Source organism: Streptomyces sp. NPDC093795 (assembly GCF_044764665.1).
In the GTDB taxonomy this organism is placed as follows: domain Bacteria; phylum Actinomycetota; class Actinomycetes; order Streptomycetales; family Streptomycetaceae; genus Streptomyces.
Window position 1 is genome coordinate 124,522 of record NZ_JBIWIO010000007.1, and the last position, 23,307, is coordinate 147,828.

Sequence of the window (23,307 nt, forward strand, 5' to 3'; positions counted from 1 at the left end):
GTCACGCCGTCTCCGTCACGAGGCGCTCGACGGCGGCGATGGCCTCGCCGACGGCCTCCGGGTTCTGGCCGCCGCCCTGGGCGACGTCCGGCTTGCCGCCGCCACCGCCACCGAGGGTCTTGGCGGCGGTGCGGACCAGCTCGCCGGCCTTGAGACCGCGCTCGCGGGCGGCCTCGTTGGTGGCGATGACCGTCAGCGGCTTGCCGTTGGCCGTGGTGAACAGGGCGACGACGGCCGGACGGCCGCCCGAGATGCGGCCCCGCACGTCGAGGACCAGCCTGCGCAGGTCGTCGGCGCCGGTGCCGTCCGGGACCTGGCCGGTGACGACGGCGACACCGCGGATGTCCTGGGCGGAGTCGACGAGACCGGCGGCGGCCTGGAGGACCTTCTCCGCACGGAACTTCTCGATCTCCTTCTCGGCGTCCTTCAGCTTGCCGAGCATGGCGGAGATCTTCTCCGGCAGCTCCTCCGGACGGCCCTTGACCAGCTCCTGGAGCTGGGCGACGACCGTGTGCTCCTTGGCGAGGAAGTTGTACGCGTCGACGCCGACGAGGGCCTCGATACGGCGCACGCCGGAGCCGATGGAGGACTCGCCGAGCAGCTTCACCAGGCCCAGCTGGGCGGTGTTGTGGACGTGCGTACCGCCGCACAGCTCCTTGGAGAAGTCGCCGATGGTGACGACGCGCACCTTCTCGCCGTACTTCTCGCCGAACTCGGCGATGGCGCCCTGGCGCTTGGCCTCGTCGATCGGCATGACCTCGGCGTGGACCTCCAGCTCGCGCGTGAGGACCTCGTTGATCTTCTGCTCGACGTCGGTGAGGACCGCGCCGGGGACGGCGTTCGGCGAACCGAAGTCGAAGCGGAAACGGCCCGGCTGGTTCTCGGAACCGGCCTGGGCGGCCGTCGGGCCGAGGGCGTCGCGCAGCGCCTGGTGGGTGAGGTGGGTGGCCGAGTGGGCGCGGGCGATGGCCCGGCGGCGGCGCACGTCGATGGCGGCGTAGGCCGTGGCGCCCACGGTCACCTCGCCGACCTGCACGGAACCCTTGTGCACGGAGACACCGGGGACCGGCTGCTGGACGTCGCGGATCTCGATGACCGCGCCGCTGTGCAGCTTGATCCGACCCTGGTCGGCGATCTGGCCGCCGCCCTCGGCGTAGAAGGGGGTGCGGTCGAGGACGACCTCGACCTCGTCGCCCTCGGAGGCCGCCGGCGAGGGGACGCCGTTGACGAGGAGTCCGACGACGGTGCTCTCGCCCTCGGTGTTGGTGTAGCCGGTGAACTCGGTGGCGCCGTTGCCGTCGGCGATCTCCCGGTACGCCGTCATGTCGGCGTGGCCGGTCTTCTTGGCCTTGGCGTCGGCCTTGGCGCGCTCCCGCTGCTCCTTCATCAGGCGGCGGAAGCCGTCCTCGTCCACCGAGAGGCCCTGCTCGGAGGCCATCTCCAGGGTGAGGTCGATCGGGAAGCCCCAGGTGTCGTGGAGCAGGAACGCCTTGTCGCCGGAGAGGACCGTGCCGCCGGAGGCCTTGGTCTCGGTGACGGCGGTGTCGAGGATGTTGGTGCCGCCCTTGAGGGCCTTGAGGAAGGCGGCCTCTTCGGCGAGGGCGACGGTCTCGACGCGCTTGCGGTCGGTGACGAGCTCCGGGTACTGCTCGCCCATCGTGTTGATCACGGTGTCCACGAGCTCCTGGACGACCGGGCCGGTGGCGCCGAGCAGACGCATGTTGCGGACGGCGCGGCGCATGATGCGGCGCAGCACGTAGCCGCGGCCCTCGTTGCCGGGGGTGACTCCGTCGCCGATGAGCATGACGGAGGTGCGCATGTGGTCGGCGACCACGCGCAGGGATACGTCGCTCTCCTGGGACGTGCCGTAGTCGACGCCGGTGAGCTCGGTGGCCTTGTCGATGACGACCTTGAGGGTGTCCGTCTCGTACATGTTCTGGACGCCCTGGAGGATCATCGCCAGGCGCTCCAGGCCGAGGCCCGTGTCGATGTTCTTCGACGGCAGCTCGCCGAGGATCGGGAAGTCGTCCTTGCCGGAGCCCTCACCGCGCTCGTACTGCATGAAGACCAGGTTCCAGATCTCCACGTACCGCTCGTCGTTGACGGCGGGGCCGCCCTCGACGCCGAAGTCGGGGCCACGGTCGTAGTTGATCTCGGAGCACGGGCCGCAGGGGCCGGGGACGCCCATCGACCAGTAGTTGTCCTTCTTGCCGAGGCGCTGGATGCGCTCGGCGGGGACACCGACGACGTCACGCCAGATCTGCTCGGCCTCGTCGTCCTCCTGGTAGACGGTGATCCAGAGCTTCTCCGGCTCGAGCCCGTAGCCGCCGTGCTCCACCGAGGAGGTCAGCAGCTCCCAGGCGAGCTTGATGGCGCCTTCCTTGAAGTAGTCGCCGAAGGAGAAGTTGCCGCACATCTGGAAGAACGTGCCGTGGCGGGTGGTCTTGCCGACCTCTTCGATGTCCGGCGTACGCACGCACTTCTGCACGCTGGAGGCGCGCGAGAACGGCGGCTTGACCTCGCCCAGGAAGTAGGGCTTGAAGGGCACCATGCCGGCGGGGACGAGCAGCAGAGTCGGGTCGTCCGCGATGAGCGACGCCGAAGGGACGACGGTGTGCCCGCGCTCCTCGAAGAAGCTCAGCCAGCGGCGGCGGATTTCAGCCGACTCCATCAGTGGTCCTCATTCCGGTTGTACGTGATCGTGGGGATTGAACGCGTCGTGGTCGGGCGCGCGGTGGGATCGAGCGCGGTCCTGCGGCGGGGCGGCGGAAGCCCGGGGTCCTGGTCGGCGGCCGCGTCCAGGCCGAGTGCCTCGCCCAGTTCGGCCTCCCGCTGGACCATGCCCGCCCTCACGTCGAGGGCGAAGTCCTTGAGGCGGTGGCCGGTCTCGATCGCCTTGTCCGCGGCCTGGGCCGCGAGGCTCTCGGGCGTCAGCTGCTTCAGCTTCCGGTTGACCTTGGTGGTGGCCCAGACGCCGGCGGCTGCGCCGGCCGTGAACCAGAACGTGCGGCGGAACATCGCGGCTCAGCCCTTCTGCTTCCGGCGTCGCGAGGACGGCACGGTACGGCCGACGAGCACGGTACGTCGCGAGGAGGCGCGCGGCACGTCCTCGCCGTCGCCGCCCCGGCCGAGCGCCTTGCGCACGCCGTACCCGAAGGCGGCCACCTTGACGAGCGGGCCGCCGAAGGCGGTGGCGACGGTGGAGGAGAGCGCGGAGGCGTTGGAGGTGACCTCCTGGACGTCCGAGGCGATGGCGTCGACCCGGTCGAGCTGGGTCTGTGCCGAGCGCACGGTCGCGGAGGCGTCCGCGAGGAGGGGGACGGCCTGCTCGGTCACGTCCGCCACCAGCTTGGTGGTCGCCCTGAGCGTCTGCGCCAGCCTCACCAGCACCACGGCGAGGAAGGAGACCAGGATCGCCCAGAAGACGGCCACCAGGATCCCGGCAACCTCTCCACCGGTCACTCTGCACCGCTCTCTGCTGTCGTCGGGCCCTTGCGAAAAGTCGTTCCTCGACCCTATCGCGCCCGGGCTGTCCTGCCGTACCGCATTACCGCCCGTGGGACGGGAGTTACCGGAACCGATTGTACGGAGAGCGCGCCGGTGAGTACGCTCCGTGTCCCATGCGACGCAGCAATCTCCCGGCGGAGCTGAACCGGTTCGTCGGCCGGACCGCCGAGCAGGCCGCACTGACGGCGCTCCTCGAAGGGTCCCGCCTGGTCACGGTCGTGGGCGTGGGCGGGGTCGGCAAGACCCGGCTCGCGCTGCGGGCTGCCACGGCGGTGCAGAAACGCTACGGCGACGGGGTGCGGCTCGCCGAGCTCGCGCCGCTGCGGGACCCGGATCTGATCGAGTACGCCCTGGTCGAGGCGCTCGGCCTGACCGACCACACCCCGAGGGCCCCGCGCGAGGTGCTCCTCGACCATCTCGCGGAGCGACGGCTGCTGCTCGTCGTGGACGGTTTCGAGCACCTCGTGGAGCACTGCGCGCCGCTGGTACGGGAGGCCCTCGCGCACGCTCCCGGGCTCACCGTCCTCGCGGTCGGCCGCCGGCCCCTGCGGGTGGCGGGCGAGACGGTGTTCCCGCTGGCGCCGCTGGGCGAGGCGGACGCGGTGACGCTCCTCGCGGAACGGGCGGCGGAGGCGGGCGCACCGCCGCTGTTCGTGGAACGGGCGGCGGAGGCGGCGGGCGGGCCCCCGCTGCTCGCGGGGCGGACGGCGGACGTGGGCGTGCCCCCGCTGCTCGCGGGGCGGGCGGCTGAGGCGGGCGTACGCGCTCTGCCGGCCGGTGCGGACGCCGCGTACGAACTGTGTCGGCGGCTCGACGGGATCCCGCTCGCCCTGGAACTGGCGGCCGGGCGGCTCCCGCTGCTCTCCGTCGAACAGATGCTGCTGCGGCTCGACGACCGTTTCCGGCTGCTCACCGACGGCGCGCGCGGGGAGCTCCCCCGCCACCAGACGCTGCGGACGGCCATCGGCTGGAGCCATGAGCTGTGCGCCCCGGAGGAGCGGCTCCTCTGGGCGCGGCTCTCGGTGTTCCCTGGGGCCTTCGACCTGGAGGCGGTGGAGTACGTGTGCGGGGGCCGGGAGCTGCCGCCGGAGCGGATCCTGGATCTGCTCGGCGGGCTGCTCGCGCAGTCGCTGCTCACCCGGGAGGACACCCCCTCCGGTCCCGCCTACCGGATGCTCGACACGGTCGCCGCGTACGGGGCGGAGTGGCTGGCGGCGCTCGGCGACACGGAGCGGATGCGGCGGCGGCACCGCGACTGGTACATGGGCCTGGCCACCTGGTGCGAGCTGGAGTGGTTCAGCCCGCGCCAGAGGGAGGTGGCGGCCCTCACGGAGGCGGCCCTGCCGCATCTGCGGGCGGCTCTGGAGCTGTGTCTCGAACTCCCGGAGGACGCGCATCTCGCCCAGCACCTGGCGGGCACGCTCTGGTTCGCGTGGGTGGGGTGCGGGCGGCTCTCTGAGGGCCGGCACTGGCTGGAGCGGGCGCTGGCGCTGGAGTCGGGGCACGAGGAGGCACGACTCAAGGCGCTGTGGGTGCTCGGGTACGTGGCGGTGCTCCAGGGGGACGGTACGGCGGCGGTGGCGGCGCTCCACGAGTGCGGTGAGCGGGCCCGGTCCTCGCGGAACCCGCTGGCGGAGGCGTACGCGACGCACCGGATGGGCTGTCTCGCGCTGCTCACGGACGACATGGTGCGGGCCGAGGAGCTGATCGGGCGGGCGCTCGACGCGTACCGGGAGCTCGGCGAGCTGAACAGCAACGTGCTGATGGGGCAGGTCGAGGTGGCGATGGCGCGGGCCTTCCGGGGCGACCTGGAGGGGGCGGTCGTCCTCTGCCGGGAGGTCCGGGAGATCTGTGAGGAGCGGGGCGAACTCTGGACCCGGGCGTACGCCCTCTACGTCCTGGGGTACTCGGCGTGGACGCGGGGCGCGTTCGGGGAGGCGCGGGAGCTGCTCACCGAGTGCGTCTCGATCAACCACGCCTTCCGTGACCTGGTCGGGCTCGTCCTGGCGATCGAGGTGCTGGCCCTGGTGACCGTGAGCGAGGGCGATCCGGTGGAGGCGGCGGTCCTCCAGGGGGCGACGGTGGCGGTGTGGGACACGGTGGGTGCCCGGCTCTTCGGCTCCGAGGCGTTCCACGGCCCGAGGTCGCTGTGCGCGCAGCGGGCGGAGGAGGCGCTGGGGGTGGAGGCGTACGGCGCCGCGTTCCGTGAGGGCCAGGCCCTTTCGGCGGCGGAGGCGGTGGAGCGCGCGCTCGCGGGCGGCCGGAATCCGGCCGTCGGCGGCGCGGCGGAGCCGTCCGCCCCGCGACCCTTCCGTACGGCGGGGTCCTCGGCGGTCCCGGGAACGCGGAAGCCCGCCGGCTCCCCCACCGGAAAGGGCGGGGAAGCGGCGGGCCGGGAACCGCGGTAATACGCCTGGATCAGCGGGCGTAGTACTCGACGACCAGCTGCTCGTCGCAGATGACCGGGATTTCCTTGCGGTTCGGGTCGCGGTCGAGGCGGAAGGCCAGGGCCTTCAGGTTGACCTGCAGGTAGCGCGGGGTCTCACCGTCGGCGGCGAAGCCACCCTCACGGGCGACCTCGAACAGCGGCTTGGTGCGGCTGCGCTCGCGGACCATCACGACGTCGTCGGGACGGACACGGAACGACGGCTTGTCGACCTTGCCACCGTTGACCTGGATGTGGCCGTGGACGACCATCTGGCGGGCCTGGTAGATGGTGCGGGCGATGCCCGAACGCAGGACCAGGGCGTCGAGGCGACGCTCGAGCTCGACGACCAGCGCCTCGCCCGTCTTGCCTTCGGCCTTCTTGGCGCGGTCGTAGGCGCGCGCCATCTGGCGCTCGCTGATGTCGTACTGGGCGCGCAGACGCTGCTTCTCGAGCAGACGGACCTTGTAGTCCGAGTTCTGCTTGCGGCCACGGCCGTGCTCGCCCGGCGGGTAGGGGCGGGCCTCGAAGTACTTGACAGCCTTCGGGGTCAGCGCGATGCCGAGGGCACGCGACTTCTTGACCTTGGGACGGGACTGGTTCGGCATGAACCAACCTCTCTAATGGTACGAAACGGCTTCACCAGGGTTAGGGGAGGTCGCATCCGCAGCCGGGAAACCCGTCGGGTCCGTACGGGACGGACCTGTTGGGCAGCCGCTCCCAGGTCTGGGCACATACGTGCAGCACGCGAACGACCCACCGCCGTTCCCGGGAACCGGGGGGTGGTGGGTGGCACGCGACACCTTCGAAGGTGCGCGACGCTCCTGGAAACCCCGCCCGAGGGCCGGGTCTCCGGCTGACTGTCCCGTTCTGGTGGTGCCGACCGGAGCCGGGCACGGGACGCAGCAATCCGGACCAGTGTACCGGGTCCGCGGGGCGCCCTCGCACGCCCACCGCGGGACGGCCCTACTCCTCGCCCTTGAGGCGGGCCCGCACGCGCTCCACCACATCCGCGTATCTCGCCTCGGCGCCGTAGCGGGTCGGTTCGTAGTAGTGCTTGCCGTGGATGGTGTCCGGCGCGTACTGCTGGGCGGCGATGCCGCCCGGGACGTCGTGCGGGTAGACATAGCCCTGGGCGTGACCGAGTTTGGCCGCGCCCTTGTAGTGGCCGTCGCGCAGGTGCGGCGGGACCGATCCCGCGTGGCCGTTCCGTACGTCCGCGAGGGCCGCGCCGATCGCGGTCGTCGCGGCGTTCGACTTGGGGGCCAGGGCCAGGGCGATGGTGGCGTGGCTCAGGGTGAGCGCCGCCTCCGGGAAACCGATCATGGCGACGGCCTGCGCGGCGGCGACGGCGATCGGCAGCGCGTTCGGGTCGGCGAGTCCGATGTCCTCGCTCGCGGAGATCATCAGCCGACGGGCGATGAACCGCGGGTCCTCCCCCGCCTCGATCATGCGCGCCAGGTAGTGCAGGGCCGCGTCCACGTCCGAGCCGCGGATCGACTTGATGAGCGCGCTGGCCACGTCGTAGTGCTGGTCGCCGTCCCGGTCGTACCTCACGGCCGCGCGGTCGACGGTCTCCTCGACCGTCTGGAGGGTGATCTCCGGCTCACCCTTGGCGAGGGCGGCTCCCGCCGCCGCCTCCAGGGCGGTCAGGGCGCGCCGTGCGTCGCCGCCGGCGATGCGGAGGAGATGGGCCTCGGCGTCCTCCGGCAGGGTCACGGCCCCGCCGAGGCCGCGCTCGCCGGTGAGGGCCCTCGCCATCAGACCGCGCAGGTCGTCGTCGGTCAGCGGCTCCAGGGTGAGCAGCAGCGAGCGGGAGAGGAGCGGGGAGATGATCGAGAAGTACGGGTTCTCGGTGGTGGCGGCGATCAGCGTCACCCAGCGGTTCTCCACGGCGGGCAGGAGCGAGTCCTGCTGTGCCTTGGAGAAGCGGTGGATCTCGTCGAGGAAGAGGACGGTCTCCTTGCCGTAGCCACCCACCGCGCGCCGGGCGCCGTCGATGACCGCACGGACCTCCTTGACGCCCGCGGTGATCGCCGAGAGCTCCACGAACCGCTTGTTCGTCGCCTTCGAGACGACGTACGCCAGGGTGGTCTTCCCGATGCCCGGCGGGCCCCAGAGGATCACCGAGGAGGCGCCGGCGGGGCCGCCGTCCCCCTCCCCCACCAGTCGGCGCAGCGGCGAGCCGGGCTTGAGCAGGTGCTTCTGGCCCACCACCTCGTCGAGGGTGCGCGGGCGCATCCGGACGGCCAGCGGGCTGCTGGCCGGGTCCTTCTCCTGGCGGTCTTCGGCTGCTGCCGTAAAGAGGTCGGGCTCCACGTCATGAAGCCTAGGTCACGGCACTGACAGCGCGGGTTTCCGTCAGCTGGTCCAGAAGTCCCACCAGCGGGTCAGGATGAGCATGCCGATGATCCCGATGTGCAGGACGGGCAGGATCCAGGTGAACTCGTCGAAGAAGGTCCTGAGGCCGCGGGGGGCGGGGAGGACGCCGTGGCGGACGTTGTGCGAGGTCACGTACCAGAACATGACGATGGTGGCGACCCAGGCCAGGCAGCACCACAGGCAGAGCGAGTTGATCTCGTACAGCGACTGGTACATCAGCCAGGTGCAGAAACCGACGCCGAACAGCGTCCCGGCGTTGAGGCCGAGCCAGTACCAGCGGCGGTGGCGGGCACCGGCGAGCAGCCCCAGACCGATCGCGATCACCATGGCGTACGTGACCAGGCCGAGCATGGGGTTCGGGAAGCCGAAGACCGATGCCTGGTCGCTCTTCATGATGTTGCCGCAGGAGACGATCGGATTGAGGCTGCACCCCGGGGTGAAGCCGGGGTCCTCGAGGAGCTTGAACTTGTCGATCGTGATGACCCAGGCGGCGAGCACACCGGCCGCTCCGGTGATCACGAGGAGCCAGGCGAAGGCCCTGCTCGCACCGATCGTGCCGCCGCCGTCCCGGCCGGACGCGGCCTCTTCCACCGCTGCCTTCGTCATGTCGCCTTGTCCCTCGATCGTCCGCCTTGTCGGGCACGGTCATTCTGCCGCACCGCGCCCCCCGTCCGCCGTTCGCCGGGGATAAGGAGAGAGGACGCGGAAGGGGCCCGGTCCACGCGCGTGCGTGGGCCGGGCCCCTTCCGTCCGTAGGGCCGTTCCGTCAGGCCAGCTTGGCCCGTACCGCGTCCAGGAGACCGTCCACGGCGATCGCCTGCTGCTCGCCGGACTCCATGTCCTTGAGCTGGACGACACCCTCGGCGAGGTCGCGCTCACCGGCGACGACGGCGAGGCGGGCGCCCGAGCGGTTGGCGTCCTTCATGGCGCCCTTGAGGCCCTTGCCGCCGAAGGAGAAGTCCGCGGAGACGCCCTCCCTGCGCAGCTCGGTGACCTTGCCGAAGAGGATCCGGCGCGCCTCCTCGCCGATGGCCACCGCGAAGACGCTGGTGACGGCGGGGAGGTCGAGCTCGATGCCCTCCGCCTCCAGGGCGAGGACCGTACGGTCCACCCCGAGCGCCCAGCCGACGGACGGCAGCGCGGGGCCGCCGATCATCTCGGAGAGGCCGTCGTAGCGACCGCCGCCGCCGACCGCCGACTGCGAGCCGAGACCGCCGTGGACGAACTCGAAGGTCGTGCGGGTGTAGTAGTCCAGGCCGCGCACCAGCTTGGCGTCGTCCTCGAAGACCACGCCGGCCGCGGTGACGAGGGCGCGCACCTCCTCGTGGTACGCCTTGCACGCGTCGCACAGGTAGTCGCGCAGGAGCGGCGCGCCGACGAGCTGCTTCTGCACGGACTCGCGCTTGTCGTCGAGGACGCGCAGCGGGTTGATCTCGGCGCGGCGCAGGGTCTCCTCGTCGAGGTCGAGCCCGCGCAGGAAGCCCTGGAGCGCCTCGCGGTAGACGGGACGGCACTCCTTGTCGCCCAGCGAGTTGAGCAGGATGCGGAAGTTCCGCAGGCCGAGGGAGCGGTACGCCTGGTCGGCCAGGATGATCAGCTCGGCGTCGAGTGCCGGGTCCTCGGAGCCGATCGCCTCGGCACCGACCTGGGAGAAGTGGCGGTAGCGGCCCGCCTGGGCCCGCTCGTAGCGGTAGTACGAGCCGGAGTACCAGAGCTTCACCGGCAGGTTGCCCTGCTTGTGCAGGTTGGCCTGGAGCGCCGCGCGCAGGACGGACGCGGTGCCCTCGGGACGGAGGGCGAGGTGGTCGTTGCCCTTCGTGGTGAGGGTGTACATCTCCTTGGTCACGATGTCGGTGGACTCACCGACACCGCGGGAGAACAGCTCGACGTTCTCGAAACCGGGGGTCTCGATGTAGCCGTAGCCGGAGTTCCTCAGCGGCGTGGAGATCGCGTCCCGGACCGCCAGGAACGTGGCGGAGCGGGGCGGGATCAGGTCGTACGTGCCCTTGGGGGCCTGAAAGGTGCTCACGAAAGTCTCGTCACATTCCTCGTCGGGGAGCGTCCGTGCTCCCGATGCCGGAGGCCACGTCCCGCAGATAGGGGTTGGTGGCGCGCTCCTGGCCGATGGTCGTCTGGGGACCGTGTCCCGACAGCACCACGGTCGAGTTGTCGAGCGGCAGGCACACACGTGCCAGCGAGGCGAGCATCTCGTCCATGTCACCGCCGGGAAGGTCGGTGCGTCCGATGGAGCCGGCGAACAGCAGGTCCCCGGAGAAGAACACGGACGGGATCTCCGTGGTCTCCGGCATCCTGAAGGTCACCGACCCCTTGGTATGACCGGGCGCGTGGGCGACGGAGAAGTCGAGACCGGCGAGCTTCAGCTCGGCGCCGTCGGTGAGTTCCCGCACGTCGTCGGGTTCTCCCACGGTCAGCTCGCCCATGAGGGGCATCCCGATGGAGCGGCCGAGGGCCTTCTCCGGGTCGCTCATCATGTAGCGGTCGGACGGGTGGATCCACGCGGGGACGTCATGGGCGCCGCAGACCGGCACGACGGAGGCGACGTGGTCGATGTGTCCATGGGTGAGGACGACGGCGACGGGCTTGAGCCGATGCTTCCTCAGCGTCTCCTCGACTCCCTGGGCGGCCTGGTGGCCCGGGTCGATGATCACGCACTCCTCGCCTGCGGCGGGGGCGACCAGATAGCAGTTGGTCCCCCAGGCCCCGGCGGGGAACCCGGCAATCAGCACGTCTTGTCCTTGCTTGTCGTCCGGCACGGGGGCGCGGAAATCTCGGGAATCACGGGATTCGGCAGATCAGAGCCTACCGGCGGTGCCGCTTCCACAGCCAACCCGTATACGGTACGGGCACATCCGGCCAGGACAGGAACAGACGAGCGACAGGAGCGGAACCGGTGGTCACCAGCGATCAGCGGCGGCGGCAGCTTGCCAGGGAGAAGTACGCGCGGCAGCAGCAGCGGCGGGAGGAGAACCGGCTCAAGACGAAGCGCCGCAACACCGTCGTCGCGGCCGCGCTCGCGGTCGTCCTCGCGGCCGGCGGCGCCGTCTACGCCTCCGTGGCGCTGACCGGCGACGACTCCCCGAAGGACTCGGACAACGCGGCGAGCGACGCGCCCACCACTCCGGCGCCCACGGGGAGCGAGTCGGCGAACGCGGAGCCGAAGATGGCCGTGGACCCGAAGGCCACGTACACCATGGCTCTGAAGACCAACGAGGGCGACGTCACGATCACCATGGACGCGGCGAAGACCCCGCGCACGGTGAACTCCTTCAAGAGCCTCGCCGACAAGAAGTACTTCGACGGGACGAAGTGCCACCGGCTCACCACCGACGGCATCTTCGTGCTCCAGTGCGGTGACCCCAAGGGCGACGGCACCGGCGGCCCCGGCTACAACATCCCGGACGAGAACCTGGGCGCCCTCGGCAAGGCGGGCGCGGACGGCAGGGTGACCTTCCCGGCCGGCACCGTGGCCATGGCCAACACCGGGAAGCCGGGGACGGGCGGCTCGCAGTACTTCCTCGTCTACAAGGACACCAAGCTGCCGCCGACCTACACCCCCTTCGGGAAGATCGACGCGGCCGGCCTGAAGGTGGTCGAGAAGGTGGCCGCGGCGGGTGTCACGGGCGGCGCCACGGACGGCGCCCCGAAGAAGGCCGTCACCATCGAGAAGGCGACCGTCGCGAAGAAGTGAGCCGGGCGTCCGCACCCGCGCGTGACCGTCGAATCTCGGTCGCGCTGAGTGCGGACAGCCGGGCCGCGGTTCGCCTAGATTGACGTTGTGCAGCGTTGGGCCGTCGGCCGCGCTGCGGATGGCGGGCGAGGCCCGCCGGGAAACTGTGGACGATGCCCGGGGGGTACGACCCCGCGACGGCATCATGGTGAGGAGGCGCTGTGAGCAGCGACCCGTGGGGCCGCGTCGACGAGACGGGCACCGTGTACGTGCGGACGGCCGAGGGTGAGAAGGTCGTCGGATCGTGGCAGGCCGGCACCCCTGAGGAGGCTCTGGCCTACTTCGAGCGCAAGTACGAGGGCTTGGTTGTCGAGATCGGCCTCCTCGAGAAGCGGGTGAGGACCACCGACCTCTCGGCGAAGGACGCCACCGCGGCGATCGAGCACATCCGGCAGCAGGTCGACGAGCACCACGCCGTCGGTGACCTGGCCGCGCTCGCGACCCGTCTCGACAAGCTCGTCGAGACGGTCGACTCGCGCCGCGAGGAGCGGAAGGTCCAGAAGGCCAAGCAGACCGACGAGGCCCGCGCCGCCAAGGAGAAGCTGGTCACGGAGGCCGAGGAGCTGGCCCAGAGCGAGCAGTGGCGCTCCGCGGGCGAGCGGCTGCGGGCCCTCGTGGACATCTGGAAGGGCCTCCCCCGGCTCGACCGCAAGTCCGACGACGAGCTGTGGCACCGCTTCTCGCACGCCCGCTCGGCGTTCTCCAAGCGCCGCAAGACCCACTTCGCCTCGCTGGACGCCCAGCGTGAGGACGCCCGCAAGGTCAAGGAGCGTCTGGTCACCGAGGCGGAGTCGCTGTCGAACTCCACCGACTGGGGCACCACGGCGGCCCGCTACCGCGACCTGATGGCGGAGTGGAAGGCGGCCGGCCGCGCCCAGCGCGAGCACGAGGACGATCTGTGGAACCGCTTCCGCGGCGCCCAGGACGTCTTCTTCGCGGCGCGCGGTGAGGTCTTCGCCGAGCGGGACGCGGAGCAGACCGAGAACCTCAAGCTGAAGGAGGAGCTCGCGACCGAGGCCGAGAAGCTGCTGCCGGTGGGGGATCTGAAGGCGGCGCGCGCTGCCTTCCGTTCCCTCAACGAGCGGTGGGAGGCCGTCGGCCACGTGCCGCGGGACGCCCGGCCCAAGGTCGAGGGCCGGATGCACACGGTGGAGCGGGCGATCCAGGAGGCCGAGGAGGCGGAGTGGCGCCGGACGAACCCGGAGGCACGCGCGCGTGCCGCGGGTCTGACCGGTCAGCTCCAGGACGCGGTCGAGAAGCTGCGCAAGCAGATCGACGCGGCCCGCGCCTCCGGCAACGACGCCAAGGCCGACAAGCTCTCGCGCGAGCTGGAGGGCCGCCAGGCCCTGCTCGACCAGGCCATGAAGGGCCTGGAGGAGTTCGGCGGCTGATACGCGAGCCGTGACCGTACGAGGAAGGCCCCCCGGCAGCGAGCCGGGGGGCCTTCCTCGTGATCCGGGTTACGGCATGGCCCTCGTCACGGCCTGCGGGCCGAGGTCACCCGGTAGACGTCGTAGACGCCCTCCACGCCCCGTACGGCCTTGAGGACGTGCCCCAGGTGCTTCGGGTCGCCCATCTCGAAGGTGAAGCGGGAGGTGGCCACCCGGTCGCGGGAGGTCTGGACGGCCGCCGAGAGGATGTTGACGTGCTGGTCCGAGAGGACCCGGGTCACGTCCGAGAGCAGTCGGGACCGGTCGAGCGCCTCGACCTGGATGGCGACGAGGAACACCGAGGACTGGGTGGGGGCCCACTCGACCTCGAGGATCCGCTCCGGCTCGCGGGACAGCGACTCCACGTTGACGCAGTCGCTGCGGTGAACCGATACGCCACTGCCGCGGGTGACGAAACCGATGATCGGGTCGCCGGGCACGGGGGTGCAGCAGCGGGCCAGCTTCACCCAGACGTCCTCGACGCCCTTGACGACGACGCCCGGGTCGGCGCTGGAGCGGCGCTTGGAGCGGCCGCGCGTCGGCATGGTGGCTTCGTCGACGTCCTCGGTGGCGGCCTCCTCGCCGCCGAGCGCCTGGACCAGCTTCTGCACGATGGACTGGGCGGTGACATGGCCCTCGCCGATCGCCGCGTACAGCGAGGAGATGTCGGTGTAGCGCAGCTCGTGGGCGAGGGTGACGAGGGAGTCGCCGGTGAGGATCCGCTGGATCGGCAGGTTCTGCTTGCGCATGGCCCGCGCGATGGCGTCCTTGCCCTGCTCGATGGCCTCGTCCCGGCGCTCCTTGGAGAACCAGGCGCGGATCTTGTTGCGGGCGCGCGGGGACTTGACGAAGCCCAGCCAGTCGCGGGACGGCCCGGCGCCGGCCGCCTTGGAGGTGAAGACCTCGACCAGGTCGCCGTTGTCGAGGGTCGATTCGAGCGGCACGAGCCGCCCGTTGACCCGCGCGCCTATGGTGCGGTGACCGACCTCGGTGTGGACGGCGTAGGAGAAGTCGACGGGGGTGGCGCCCGCGGGCAGCGCGATGACGTCGCCCTTGGGCGTGAAGACGAAGACCTCGTTGCGGGAGAGGTCGAAGCGCAGGGACTCCAGGAACTCGCTGGGGTCCTCGGTCTCCTTCTGCCAGTCGAGGAGCTGCCGCAGCCACGCCATGTCGTTGAGGTGGTCGTCCTTGCCGGTCCTCTTCGGCACGTCGGCGCGCACCTTGGAGGCGCCGGCGACGGCCTCCTGCTTGTACTTCCAGTGCGCGGCGATGCCGTACTCGGCGCGCCGGTGCATGTCGAAGGTGCGGATCTGCAGTTCGACGGGCTTGCCGTTGGGTCCGATGACCGTCGTGTGCAGCGACTGGTACATGTTGAACTTCGGCATCGCGATGTAGTCCTTGAACCGGCCGGGGACCGGGTTCCATCGCGCGTGGACGGTGCCGAGGGCCGCGTAGCAGTCGCGGACGGTGTCCACGAGGACGCGGATGCCGACCAGGTCGTAGATCTCCGCGAAGTCACGGCCGCGGACGATCATCTTCTGGTAGACGCTGTAGTAGTGCTTGGGCCGGCCGGTGACGGTGGCCTTGATACGGGCCGCGCGGAGGTCCGTCTGGACCTCGTCGGTCACTATGGCGAGGTATTCGTCCCGCTTGGGGGCGCGCTCGGCGACGAGCCGGACGATCTCGTCGTACATCTTGGGGTAGAGGATCGCGAAGGCGAGGTCCTCCAGTTCCCACTTGATGGTGTTCATGCCCAGGCGGTGGGCCAGGGGCGCGTAGATCTCGAGCGTCTCGCGGGCCTTCTTCTCCTGCTTCTCCCGCTTGAGGTAGCGCATGGTGCGCATGTTGTGCAGGCGGTCGGCGAGCTTGATGACCAGGACGCGCGGGTCCTTGGCCATGGCCACGACCATCTTGCGCACGGTCTCGGCCTGGGCGGCCTCGCCGAACTTGACCTTGTCGAGCTTGGTGACGCCGTCGACGAGGAGCGCGACCTGGTCGCCGAAGTCCCGGCGGAGGGTGTCGAGGCCGTACTCGGTGTCCTCGACGGTGTCGTGGAGGAGCCCGGCCATCAACGTCGCCGGGTCCATGCCGAGCTCGGCGAGGATGGTGGTGACGGCGAGCGGGTGCGTGATGTACGGGTCGCCGCTCTTGCGCTTCTGGCCCCGGTGCCAGCGCTCCGCGACCTGGTAGGCCCGCTCGACCTGGCGGAGCGTGGCCGTCTCGATCTTGGGGTCGTTGGAGCGGACGATCCGCAGCAGCGGTTCGAGGACCGGGTTGTACGGGGAGGAGCGCTGGACGCCGAGCCGGGCGAGGCGGGCGCGGACCCGGTTGGAGGAGCCGCCCGAGCGGGCGGGCGCGGCCGGGGCGGGCCGCGCGGGGGCGGGGGCCTCGGGGGCGGGCGGCGCGGGCGCGGCAGGCGTGGGCCCGGTCTCCGCGGGCTTGTTCTGGGGCGTGCCGGTCCCCGGCGCGGCCTGGTCGGCCTTCGGGTCGGGCTGCGCGGCGGAGAGTGGCTGGGCCTCGTCTGGCAAGAGCGCTCCTCGTGCGTGGCCGGGTCCCCCGGACAGGCCCGGAAAGCCCATGGTATCGAGCCGGGAGTGCCGATGCGCACGCGGTGGTCCTCACCTGCGGCGGGCTCCGCGCGGTGAGGGGGCGGCGCAACCGCGTGGCCCCCTCACCGGCCGGTTCGTCAGTTCCAGCGGAGCAGGGAGGGCCCGCCCTTCACCTGGATCTCCTTGGTGGCGGCGACGTTGCCCCAGTGGACCTTGAGGGAGCCGCTCTTCCCGCACAGCGGGCTGGACCAGAACTCCTTGCGCCGGGCGTCGTAGCCCTTGGCGCGGACGCAGATGCTGCCGCCCTTGTAGACCTTCCAGGCGTAGCCCATCTTCATGCCGTTGGCGCCGAAGTGGCCGCAGCCGTCGCCTGCCTTGGTCCACTTCAGCGGCACGCTTCCGGCGTTCTTCCAGCCGGTGCACACGCTCGCCGTGGCGCCGGGGGCCGCCTCGGGGGCCTGGGCGGGCCGGCCCGCGCTCGCGGGGTTCGCGGTGGTTCCGAGGGCGGCGAGCGCGATCAGGGAGACGACTCCCGCGACGGTCTTCCGCGACATGTTCATACGACTTCCTCCTGGCGGCGCGTAACGGTCGGGAACGACGACGGGCGCCCGGGAGGTCCCGGGCGCCCGCTGCCGTATCCCTCGACCGTTATCGGGCGGGAGATCGTCGGACTTGAACGATCACACTCGGATGAGTGCGGTGAGCGGCGCCCCGTCCAGGGCGGGCTCCAGCCGGGCGCGGCCCGGGAGGAAGCCGAGCTCCATCAGGACCGCGACGCCCGCCACCTCGGCGCCCGCGCGGCGGATGAGCTCGATCGAGGCCTCGGCCGTACCGCCGGTGGCGAGGACGTCGTCGATGACCATGACGCGGTCGCCCGCTGCCAGGTCCTCGGCGTGCACCTCGATCTCGGCGGTGCCGTACTCCAGCTCGTACGCCTGGCGAAGCGTGGCCCCGGGGAGCTTGCCGGCCTTGCGGACCGGAATGAAGCCCAGTCCGGCGCGGACGGCCACCGGGGCGGCCAGGATGAAGCCGCGCGCCTCGAGTCCGACGATCTTCGTCGCGCCGTGCGCGGAGCACAGCGCGGCGAGGGCGTCGGTGAGCGCCGTGAACGCCTCGGGGTCCGCGAGCAGCGGCGTGATGTCCTTGAACAGTACGCCCGGCTTCGGGTAGTCGGGGACGTCACGGATGCGGCTGAGCAGGAGTGCGGTGACGTCCTGGGCCTCGGCGGTCATCCTCGGCGCTCCTGCGCGCGGCCACGACGGCTCGCGCGCGGACCCACGACGGCGGCCTCCGCCTCGTCGGCGTACGACCCGTCCTCCGCCTCGCCCTTGGCGGCGGCGCCGGCCCGCTTGACGGCGATGCGCTTCGTGAGGGCCTTGATCGCCGGCTCGCGTTCCTTGAGGTCGGCGACGAGCGGGGTGGCGATGAAGATCGAGGAGTACGCACCGGCGGCGAGACCCACGAACAGCGACAGCGAGATGTCGTTGAGCATGCCGGCGCCGAGGACGCCACCACCGATGAAGAGCAGGCCGGCGACCGGCAGCAGCGCGACGACGGTGGTGTTGATCGAACGGACCAGGGTGCCGTTGATCGAACGGTTCGCCATCTCGCTGTACGTGAAGCGGGTCTGCTTCGTGATGTCCTTCGTCTGTTCCTTGAGGGAGTCGAAGACGACGACCGTGTCGTACAGCGAATAACCGAGAATGGTCAGCAGACCGATCACCGTACCGACCGTGACCTCGAAGCCGACCAGCGAGTAGATGCCCACCGTGATCGTGAGGTCGTGGATGAGGGCGATGAGTGCCGCGACCGCCATTCTCCACTCGAAGGCGATGGCCAGGTAGATCACCACGAGGATCATGAAGATCCCCAGACCGGTCCAGGCCTTGTTGGCGATCTGCTCACCCCAGCTGGGGCCGACGAGCTCCGCCGCGATCTTGTCCTCGGGGACCTTCAGGTCCTTGGCGAGCTCCGAGCGGACCTGGTCGGACTGCGCGGTGTCGAGGCCGCCGACCTGGATGCGCAGGGAGCCGTTGCCGAGCTGCTGGACGATCGCGTCGTGGCCGGAGGCCTCTTCCGCGTACTCCTGCGCCTGGCTGACGGAGACGTCCGACTTCGGGGTGGTGAAGACCGCGCCGCCCTGGAACTCGATGCCCATGTTGAGGCCGCGGACGGCGAGGGCGACGATGGCGGTGATGGTGATCAGGATGGACAGGCCATACCAGATCTTGCGGTTGCCGATGAAGTCGTAGCCGACCTCACCGCGGTGGAGCCGGGCTCCGAGATCGCCGAGCTTCGACATCTCACGCCTCCTTCGGGTCGACAGGGCCAGCGGCAGAGGCGGTGGCACGGCGGGAGCTGCGCAGCGGCGGCTTGGCGCCGAGTCGCTTCGGGTCGAGGCCGGACCAGGCGTGGCCCTCACCGAAGAACTTGGTCCGCGCGAGGAGCGTCATGAGCGGCTTGGTGAAGAGGAACACCACGACGACGTCGAGCAGGGTGGTCAGGCCGAGCGTGAACGCGAAGCCCTGGACCTTGCCGACGGTGACGATGAAGAGCACGGCCGCGGCCAGGAACGACACGAAGTCGGAGACCATGATCGTGCGGCGGGCGCGCGGCCAGGCGCGCTCGACGGCCGGGCGGAGCGTGCGGCCCTCGCGGAGCTCGTCGCGGATGCGCTCGAAGTAGACGATGAACGAGTCCGCGGTGATACCGATGGCGACGATGGCTCCACAGACGGCCGGCAGGTTCAGCGCGAAGCCGATGGCCGGGCCGAGCAGGGCCATGATCACGTAGGTGAGGAGCGCGGAGACGCCGAGGCTGAGGATGGCCACCAGCGACAGGCCGCGGTAGTACGCGACCAGGTAGATGATGACCAGTGCGAGACCGATGGCGCCGGCGATCAGACCGGCTTCCAGCTGGTCACCACCGAGGGCGGCGGTGACGGTGTCGACGCTCTGCGTCTCGAAGGTGAGCGGCAGGGCGCCGTAGGACAGGATGTTGCCGAGGTCCTGGGCCGACTGCTGGTTGAAGCTGCCGGAGATCTGGGCGCTGGCGCTCAGCGTGGTCTGGACGCGGGGCGCGGAGACGACCTCGCCGTCCAGGACGATCGCGAACTGGTTCTGCGGCTCGGTCTGCTGCGAGAGCTTGCTGGTGATCGACTGGAACTTCTTCGAGCCGGCGGACGTGAACTCCATGTCCACGATCCACTGGCCGGTCCGCTGGTCGATCGCGGCCTGGGCGTCGTCGACGTCCTTGCCGTCGACCTCGGCCGGGCCGAGGAGGTACTTCTCCCACTGGTCGATCGCGTTCTTGCCACAGGCCACGGTCGGCTCGGTGGGCAGGACGCCCTGGCCGACGGTCGTCCGCTGCTTCGGGTCGAGGCAGTTCAGGGTGCTGAACTTCTTCTCGAGCGCCGCGCTGGAGGCGTCGGGCGTCTGGGTCGCCGGCGGGGTCTCCGGGGCCTTGGGGGTCGCGGAGGGCGAAGAGGGCGACGACGCGCTGCCCGTGGGCGTGGGGCTCGGGGCCTTGAGGGCCTCGGTCAGCGCACGGCCCTGCGTGGACGCGGTGGCCGTCGGGGTCGCCGACTTCTCGCCCACCGTCGCGCCGGAGGCGGAGGCGGACGGCTTCGGCGGGGCCGAAGGGGAGCCGGTGGTGCCGGCGCTGGGCACCGGCTGCGGCGCGGCGGCCGCGACGGCGAGCACGGGCCGGAAGTAGAGCTGGGCGGTGGTACCGACCTGCTTCCGGGCCTGCTTCTCGTCCGTCCCGCGAGGGATGTTGACGATGATGTTCTCGCGGCCCTGCGTCTGGACCTCGGCCTCGGAGACACCGAGGCCGTTGACACGGCGCTCGATGATCCCGACGGCGGTGTTCATGTTGGTCTCGTTGACCGCCGACTCCTGGCCCGGATCAGCCTTGGCCTTGAGCGTGATCGACGTACCGCCGGCGAGGTCGATGCCCAGACGCGGGGTGGTGTGCCCCGACCAGAACATGCCGCCGGTGAGCGCGACCATGGCGATCAGGATGAGTGCCAGGGCGCGGCCCGGCCGGCTCTGTCCCCCCGCCGGCCTTCGGCCCTTCTTCGGTGCTGCCACCTGTCGTATCTCCCTGTCCAACCGTCTTCCGCCGGGTATGCGTGAGACGGCCACGAAGTGTGTGTGGGGACCTTCCCCCGCAGACGTGGAACCGTTTCGGGGACCGCGCGCGCCGGTGGGCGCGCGCGGTGTCCCCGGCCGCGACTACTTCGCGTCGGTCTCGCCGTCGGCCTTGCCGTCCTTCTGGCCTTCGGTGGCGGCCTCGGCCGTGTCCGACTTCTTCGTCAGGTCGGCCTTGGGCTCCGCGTCCTCGGCGGTCTCCGTGCCCTCGGTGGCCTCGGTGGTCCCGGTGAGCGACGAGGCGTCGTCCGGGACGACGGTGTCGGTGTCCGACTCGTCGTCGTCGCCGTGGACGATGCGGTTGTACTCGGAGTCCGGGAGGACCGCGCCGATGGCGTTCTTCGCGTAGACGGCGTGCACGCCGGGCGCGACCTCGAGGAGGACGGTCTCGTCGCCGATCTCCTTGACGGTGGCGTACATCCCCCCGATCGTGCGTACGCCGGTGCCGGGCTGCATCTCGTCACGCATCTGAGCCGCCGCCTGCTGCTTCTTCTTGGCAGAGCGGGTCATGAGGAACATGGCCCCGATGAGGACGATGAAGGGGAGGAGAGTCAGGATGCTCACGGGACGGGTTTCCTTCGCACGGTCGCGGAGAACCCGCGGCCTGATCTTCGGGGGTGGGCGCGCCGACCAGAAAGGTCGGCATCGGCGGAGTCTAGGCGAGTCCACATCGATGGAACAACGTCCAGCATCGCACCCCGGTTCCGGTCCGGGCGAGTGTCAGCACCGTCACGCCCCGAAGAGCCCCGGTTGTCCGCTTCCTGGCACCGCCGGGCCCGCTGCCTGCGGTGGAACGAGCCCGAGGTGCGCCCAGGCCGCGGGAGTGGCGACCCGGCCACGGGGTGTGCGCGCGAGCAGGCCTTCGCGTACGAGGAAGGGTTCGGCGACCTCCTCGACGGTCTCGCGCTCCTCCCCCACCGCGACCGCGAGGGTGGAGAGCCCGACCGGTCCGCCGCCGAAGAGCTTCAGGAGGGCTTCGAGGACGGCGCGGTCGAGCCGGTCGAGGCCGCGGCCGTCGACCTCGTACACCTTGAGGGCCGCCTCCGCGATCTCGCGGGTGATGACGCCGTCGGCCCTGACCTGCGCGTAGTCCCGGACGCGGCGCAGCAGGCGGTTGGCGATGCGAGGGGTGCCACGGGAGCGCCCGGCGATCTCGGCGGCGCCGGCCGCGTCGATCTCGACGTCGAGGAGCCCGGCGGAGCGGTGGATCACGCGCTGGAGCTCGGCGGGGTCGTAGAACTCCATGTGGCCGGTGAAGCCGAAGCGGTCGCGCAGCGGGGGCGGCAGGAGTCCGGCCCGGGTGGTGGCGCCGACCAGGGTGAAGGGCGGGAGTTCGAGGGGGATGGCGGTGGCGCCGGGGCCCTTGCCGACGATGACGTCGACGCGGAAGTCCTCCATCGCCATGTAGAGCATCTCCTCGGCGGGCCGGGACATGCGGTGGATCTCGTCGAGGAAGAGGATCTCTCCCTCCTGGAGGGAGGAGAGGATCGCGGCGAGGTCTCCCGCGTGCTGGATGGCGGGGCCGGAGGTGATGCGGATCGGCGCGTTCATCTCGGCGGCGATGATCATCGACAGGGTGGTCTTGCCGAGGCCGGGGGCGCCGGAGAGCAGCACGTGGTCGGCGGTGGCGCCGCGCTGCCGGGCGGCCTTGAGGACCAGGTCGAGCTGCTGGCGGACCTTCTCCTGGCCGACGAACTCGCTGAGGTCCTTGGGCCGCAGGGCCGCTTCGACGGCCTGGTCGTCGCCCTCGGCGGAGGCGCCGACGATACGCGCCTCGGCGTCGGGGGCCTCGGCGGCGGTGTCGTCGTCCCAGTTCACGGTGGATGCCTTCTCGTTCGTACGTGGTGGCCCGCGGGTCAGCGGGCGCGGTTGAGGGTCTGCAGGGCGGCGCGGAGCAGCTGCGGTACTGGGGCGGTGCCGGTCTCGGCGATGGCGGCCTCGGCCTGGGGGGCGACCGCGCCGACGGCCTCCTCCGCCTCGCGGCTCGCGTAGCCGAGGCCGATCAGGGCGGCGGTCAGCTGCTCGGTCCAGGGGGCGGGGCCGGATGCGGCGGCGCGCTGGGCGCCGACCAGGCCGCTGCTGCCGAGGGGGGAGCCGAGCTTGTCCTTCAGTTCGAGGAGTAGTTTCTGCGCGCCCTTCTTGCCGATGCCGGGGACGGCCATGAGGGCCTTCTCGTCTCCGGTGGACACGGCGAGGCGCAGCGCGTCGGGGCTGTGGACCCCGAGCATGGCCTGCGCGAGACGGGGGCCGACGCCGCTGGCGGTCTGGAGGAGTTCGAAGACCTGCCGCTCGTCGTCGTCGGCGAAGCCGTACAGGGTGAGGGAGTCCTCGCGGACGACGAGGGAGGTGGCGAGCCGGGCGTCCTGCCCGATCCGCAGTCCCGCCAGGGTGCCCGGGGTGCACTGGACGGCCATGCCCACGCCGCCGACCTCGATGACGGCCGTGGTGGGGGCGAGGGCGGCGACCGGGCCGCTGACGAAGGCGATCATCGGGTTCGGCCTTTCACTGCGGACGCCTGCTGGGCGACCGCCTGCTGGAGACGGTTCTGGGCGACGGCCTGCTGGAGGCGGTTCTGGGCGGGGGCCCGCCAGATGTGGCAGATGGCGAGGGCGAGGGCGTCGGCGGCGTCGGCCGGCTTGGGCGGGGCGGCGAGCCGGAGCAGCCGGGTCACCATGGCGCCGACCTGGGCCTTGTCGGCGCGGCCGCTGCCGGTGACGGCGGCCTTGACCTCGCTGGGGGTGTGCAGGGCGACGGGGATGCCGCGGCGTGAGGCGCAGAGCATGGCGACGGCGCTGGCCTGGGCCGTGCCCATCACCGTACGCACGTTGTGCTGGCTGAACACCCGCTCCACGGCGACGAGTTCGGGCGAGAAGCGGTCGAGCCACTCCTCTATGCCGCGCTCGATGCCGACAAGGCGTACACCGATGTCGTCGTCCGCCGCGGTCCGCACCACGCCGACGCCGAGCATGGTCAGGGGCCGTCCTGCGACGCCTTCGACGACGCCGACGCCGCACCGGGTCAGGCCGGGGTCCACCCCGAGAACGCGCACTGTGCCCCTCCCTGGACCGCTGTCGCTCAACTGTTTGTGCAGGCTATCCGCTGGCACTGACAACAC

The 23,307-nt window shown here is 71.1% G+C and carries 20 protein-coding genes; 3 read left to right on the plus strand and 17 right to left on the minus strand.

Translation table 11 applies throughout. The features are described from left to right. Position 1: 1 nt before the first annotated feature. The 3 genes from alaS to ACIRB7_RS20190 are packed head-to-tail and all read right to left on the minus strand — an operon-like array spanning position 2 to position 3,462. Complete coding sequence (alaS, locus tag ACIRB7_RS20180; protein ID WP_403600251.1) at positions 2-2,671, minus strand: alanine--tRNA ligase; 2,670 nt, start codon at positions 2,669-2,671, stop codon at positions 2-4. Next, positions 2,671-3,018: a DUF6167 family protein gene (locus ACIRB7_RS20185; RefSeq protein WP_403600253.1), complete on the minus strand. Its 348-nt coding sequence runs from the start codon at positions 3,016-3,018 to the stop codon at positions 2,671-2,673. The genes alaS and ACIRB7_RS20185 overlap by 1 nt, the downstream gene beginning before the upstream one ends. Positions 3,019-3,024: 6 nt before the next feature. Continuing rightward, entirely contained in the window at positions 3,025-3,462 is a 438-nt protein-coding gene (locus ACIRB7_RS20190; RefSeq protein WP_403600256.1) for a DUF948 domain-containing protein, read from the minus strand. 158 nt (positions 3,463-3,620) lie between these two features. On the opposite strand from ACIRB7_RS20190, the gene ACIRB7_RS20195 reads away from it, so the two are divergent. Next, positions 3,621-5,915, plus strand: a complete 2,295-nt coding sequence (locus ACIRB7_RS20195; RefSeq protein WP_403600259.1) for an ATP-binding protein — start codon at positions 3,621-3,623, stop codon at positions 5,913-5,915. A 10-nt stretch (positions 5,916-5,925) separates the two neighbouring features. Here ACIRB7_RS20195 and rpsD read toward each other — a convergent pair whose 3' ends face one another. The 5 genes from rpsD to ACIRB7_RS20220 all read right to left on the minus strand — a co-directional run bounded on the left by rpsD (position 5,926) and on the right by ACIRB7_RS20220 (position 11,061). After that, positions 5,926-6,540 carry a 30S ribosomal protein S4 gene (gene rpsD, locus ACIRB7_RS20200; protein ID WP_024758279.1) on the minus strand — a complete coding sequence of 205 codons (615 nt, stop codon included), beginning with the start codon at positions 6,538-6,540 and terminating at the stop codon, positions 5,926-5,928. 358 nt (positions 6,541-6,898) lie between these two features. Then, on the minus strand, positions 6,899-8,251 hold the full coding sequence (locus ACIRB7_RS20205; RefSeq protein ID WP_403600261.1) for a replication-associated recombination protein A: 1,353 nt from the start codon (positions 8,249-8,251) through the stop codon (positions 6,899-6,901). 42 nt (positions 8,252-8,293) lie between these two features. Beyond that, the gene (locus tag ACIRB7_RS20210; RefSeq protein WP_403600264.1) at positions 8,294-8,920 is read right to left on the minus strand and encodes a vitamin K epoxide reductase family protein; all 627 of its coding nucleotides are present in this window, start codon (positions 8,918-8,920) and stop codon (positions 8,294-8,296) included. A 160-nt stretch (positions 8,921-9,080) separates the two neighbouring features. After that, positions 9,081-10,343 carry a histidine--tRNA ligase gene (gene hisS, locus ACIRB7_RS20215; RefSeq protein WP_403600267.1) on the minus strand — a complete coding sequence of 421 codons (1,263 nt, stop codon included), beginning with the start codon at positions 10,341-10,343 and terminating at the stop codon, positions 9,081-9,083. 10 nt (positions 10,344-10,353) lie between these two features. Continuing rightward, positions 10,354-11,061: an MBL fold metallo-hydrolase gene (locus tag ACIRB7_RS20220; RefSeq protein WP_403600270.1), complete on the minus strand. Its 708-nt coding sequence runs from the start codon at positions 11,059-11,061 to the stop codon at positions 10,354-10,356. Positions 11,062-11,225: 164 nt separating this feature from the next. On the opposite strand from ACIRB7_RS20220, the gene ACIRB7_RS20225 reads away from it, so the two are divergent. Together ACIRB7_RS20225 and ACIRB7_RS20230 are read left to right on the plus strand one after the other, a co-directional pair. Further along, positions 11,226-12,023 carry a peptidylprolyl isomerase gene (locus tag ACIRB7_RS20225; protein WP_403600272.1) on the plus strand — a complete coding sequence of 266 codons (798 nt, stop codon included), beginning with the start codon at positions 11,226-11,228 and terminating at the stop codon, positions 12,021-12,023. A 200-nt stretch (positions 12,024-12,223) separates the two neighbouring features. Next, the gene (locus ACIRB7_RS20230) at positions 12,224-13,453 is read left to right on the plus strand and encodes a DUF349 domain-containing protein (RefSeq protein WP_403600275.1); all 1,230 of its coding nucleotides are present in this window, start codon (positions 12,224-12,226) and stop codon (positions 13,451-13,453) included. An 86-nt stretch (positions 13,454-13,539) separates the two neighbouring features. Here the strand turns inward: ACIRB7_RS20230 and ACIRB7_RS20235 are convergent, their stop codons facing one another. From ACIRB7_RS20235 to ruvC, 9 genes are all read right to left on the minus strand, one after another. Beyond that, positions 13,540-16,020: a RelA/SpoT family protein gene (locus ACIRB7_RS20235; protein ID WP_403600278.1), complete on the minus strand. Its 2,481-nt coding sequence runs from the start codon at positions 16,018-16,020 to the stop codon at positions 13,540-13,542. Positions 16,021-16,178: 158 nt separating this feature from the next. Then, positions 16,179-16,601: a hypothetical protein gene (locus ACIRB7_RS20240; protein WP_403600282.1), complete on the minus strand. Its 423-nt coding sequence runs from the start codon at positions 16,599-16,601 to the stop codon at positions 16,179-16,181. A gap of 120 nt (positions 16,602-16,721) precedes the next feature. Next, positions 16,722-17,273 carry an adenine phosphoribosyltransferase gene (locus ACIRB7_RS20245; protein WP_403600285.1) on the minus strand — a complete coding sequence of 184 codons (552 nt, stop codon included), beginning with the start codon at positions 17,271-17,273 and terminating at the stop codon, positions 16,722-16,724. Beyond that, positions 17,270-18,343, minus strand: a complete 1,074-nt coding sequence (secF, locus tag ACIRB7_RS20250) for a protein translocase subunit SecF (RefSeq protein WP_403600288.1) — start codon at positions 18,341-18,343, stop codon at positions 17,270-17,272. Before secF ends, ACIRB7_RS20245 begins: the two co-directional genes overlap by 4 nt. A 1-nt stretch (position 18,344) precedes the next feature. Beyond that, a complete protein-coding gene (gene secD / locus ACIRB7_RS20255; RefSeq protein ID WP_403600291.1) occupies positions 18,345-20,132 on the minus strand; it encodes a protein translocase subunit SecD in 1,788 nt (595 codons plus the stop codon). A gap of 144 nt (positions 20,133-20,276) precedes the next feature. Beyond that, the gene (yajC, locus tag ACIRB7_RS20260; protein ID WP_403600294.1) at positions 20,277-20,756 is read right to left on the minus strand and encodes a preprotein translocase subunit YajC; all 480 of its coding nucleotides are present in this window, start codon (positions 20,754-20,756) and stop codon (positions 20,277-20,279) included. Positions 20,757-20,921: 165 nt separating this feature from the next. After that, a complete protein-coding gene (gene ruvB, locus ACIRB7_RS20265) occupies positions 20,922-22,010 on the minus strand; it encodes a Holliday junction branch migration DNA helicase RuvB (RefSeq protein ID WP_403600296.1) in 1,089 nt (362 codons plus the stop codon). A 38-nt stretch (positions 22,011-22,048) separates the two neighbouring features. After that, positions 22,049-22,681 (minus strand): Holliday junction branch migration protein RuvA, encoded by a 633-nt coding sequence (ruvA, locus tag ACIRB7_RS20270; protein ID WP_351216228.1) that lies wholly within the window; start codon positions 22,679-22,681, stop codon positions 22,049-22,051. After that, positions 22,678-23,241, minus strand: coding sequence for a crossover junction endodeoxyribonuclease RuvC (ruvC, locus tag ACIRB7_RS20275; protein WP_351216230.1), 564 nt, complete (start codon positions 23,239-23,241; stop codon positions 22,678-22,680). The genes ruvA and ruvC overlap by 4 nt, the downstream gene beginning before the upstream one ends. Positions 23,242-23,307 lie beyond the last annotated feature (66 nt).

What these genes read in the sequence shown, in the direction of transcription:
- secF (WP_403600288.1), bottom strand. Translation starts at nt 18,343, where the DNA reads ATGTCGAAGCTCGGCGATCTCGGAGCCCGGCTCCACCGCGGTGAGGTC.
- ACIRB7_RS20245 (WP_403600285.1), bottom strand. Translation starts at nt 17,273, where the DNA reads ATGACCGCCGAGGCCCAGGACGTCACCGCACTCCTGCTCAGCCGCATC.
- alaS (WP_403600251.1), bottom strand. Translation starts at nt 2,671, where the DNA reads ATGGAGTCGGCTGAAATCCGCCGCCGCTGGCTGAGCTTCTTCGAGGAG.
- rpsD (WP_024758279.1), bottom strand. Translation starts at nt 6,540, where the DNA reads ATGCCGAACCAGTCCCGTCCCAAGGTCAAGAAGTCGCGTGCCCTCGGC.
- ACIRB7_RS20240 (WP_403600282.1), bottom strand. Translation starts at nt 16,601, where the DNA reads ATGAACATGTCGCGGAAGACCGTCGCGGGAGTCGTCTCCCTGATCGCG.
- ACIRB7_RS20185 (WP_403600253.1), bottom strand. Translation starts at nt 3,018, where the DNA reads ATGTTCCGCCGCACGTTCTGGTTCACGGCCGGCGCAGCCGCCGGCGTC.
- ruvA (WP_351216228.1), bottom strand. Translation starts at nt 22,681, where the DNA reads ATGATCGCCTTCGTCAGCGGCCCGGTCGCCGCCCTCGCCCCCACCACG.
- ACIRB7_RS20210 (WP_403600264.1), bottom strand. Translation starts at nt 8,920, where the DNA reads ATGACGAAGGCAGCGGTGGAAGAGGCCGCGTCCGGCCGGGACGGCGGC.
- ACIRB7_RS20195 (WP_403600259.1), top strand. Translation starts at nt 3,621, where the DNA reads ATGCGACGCAGCAATCTCCCGGCGGAGCTGAACCGGTTCGTCGGCCGG.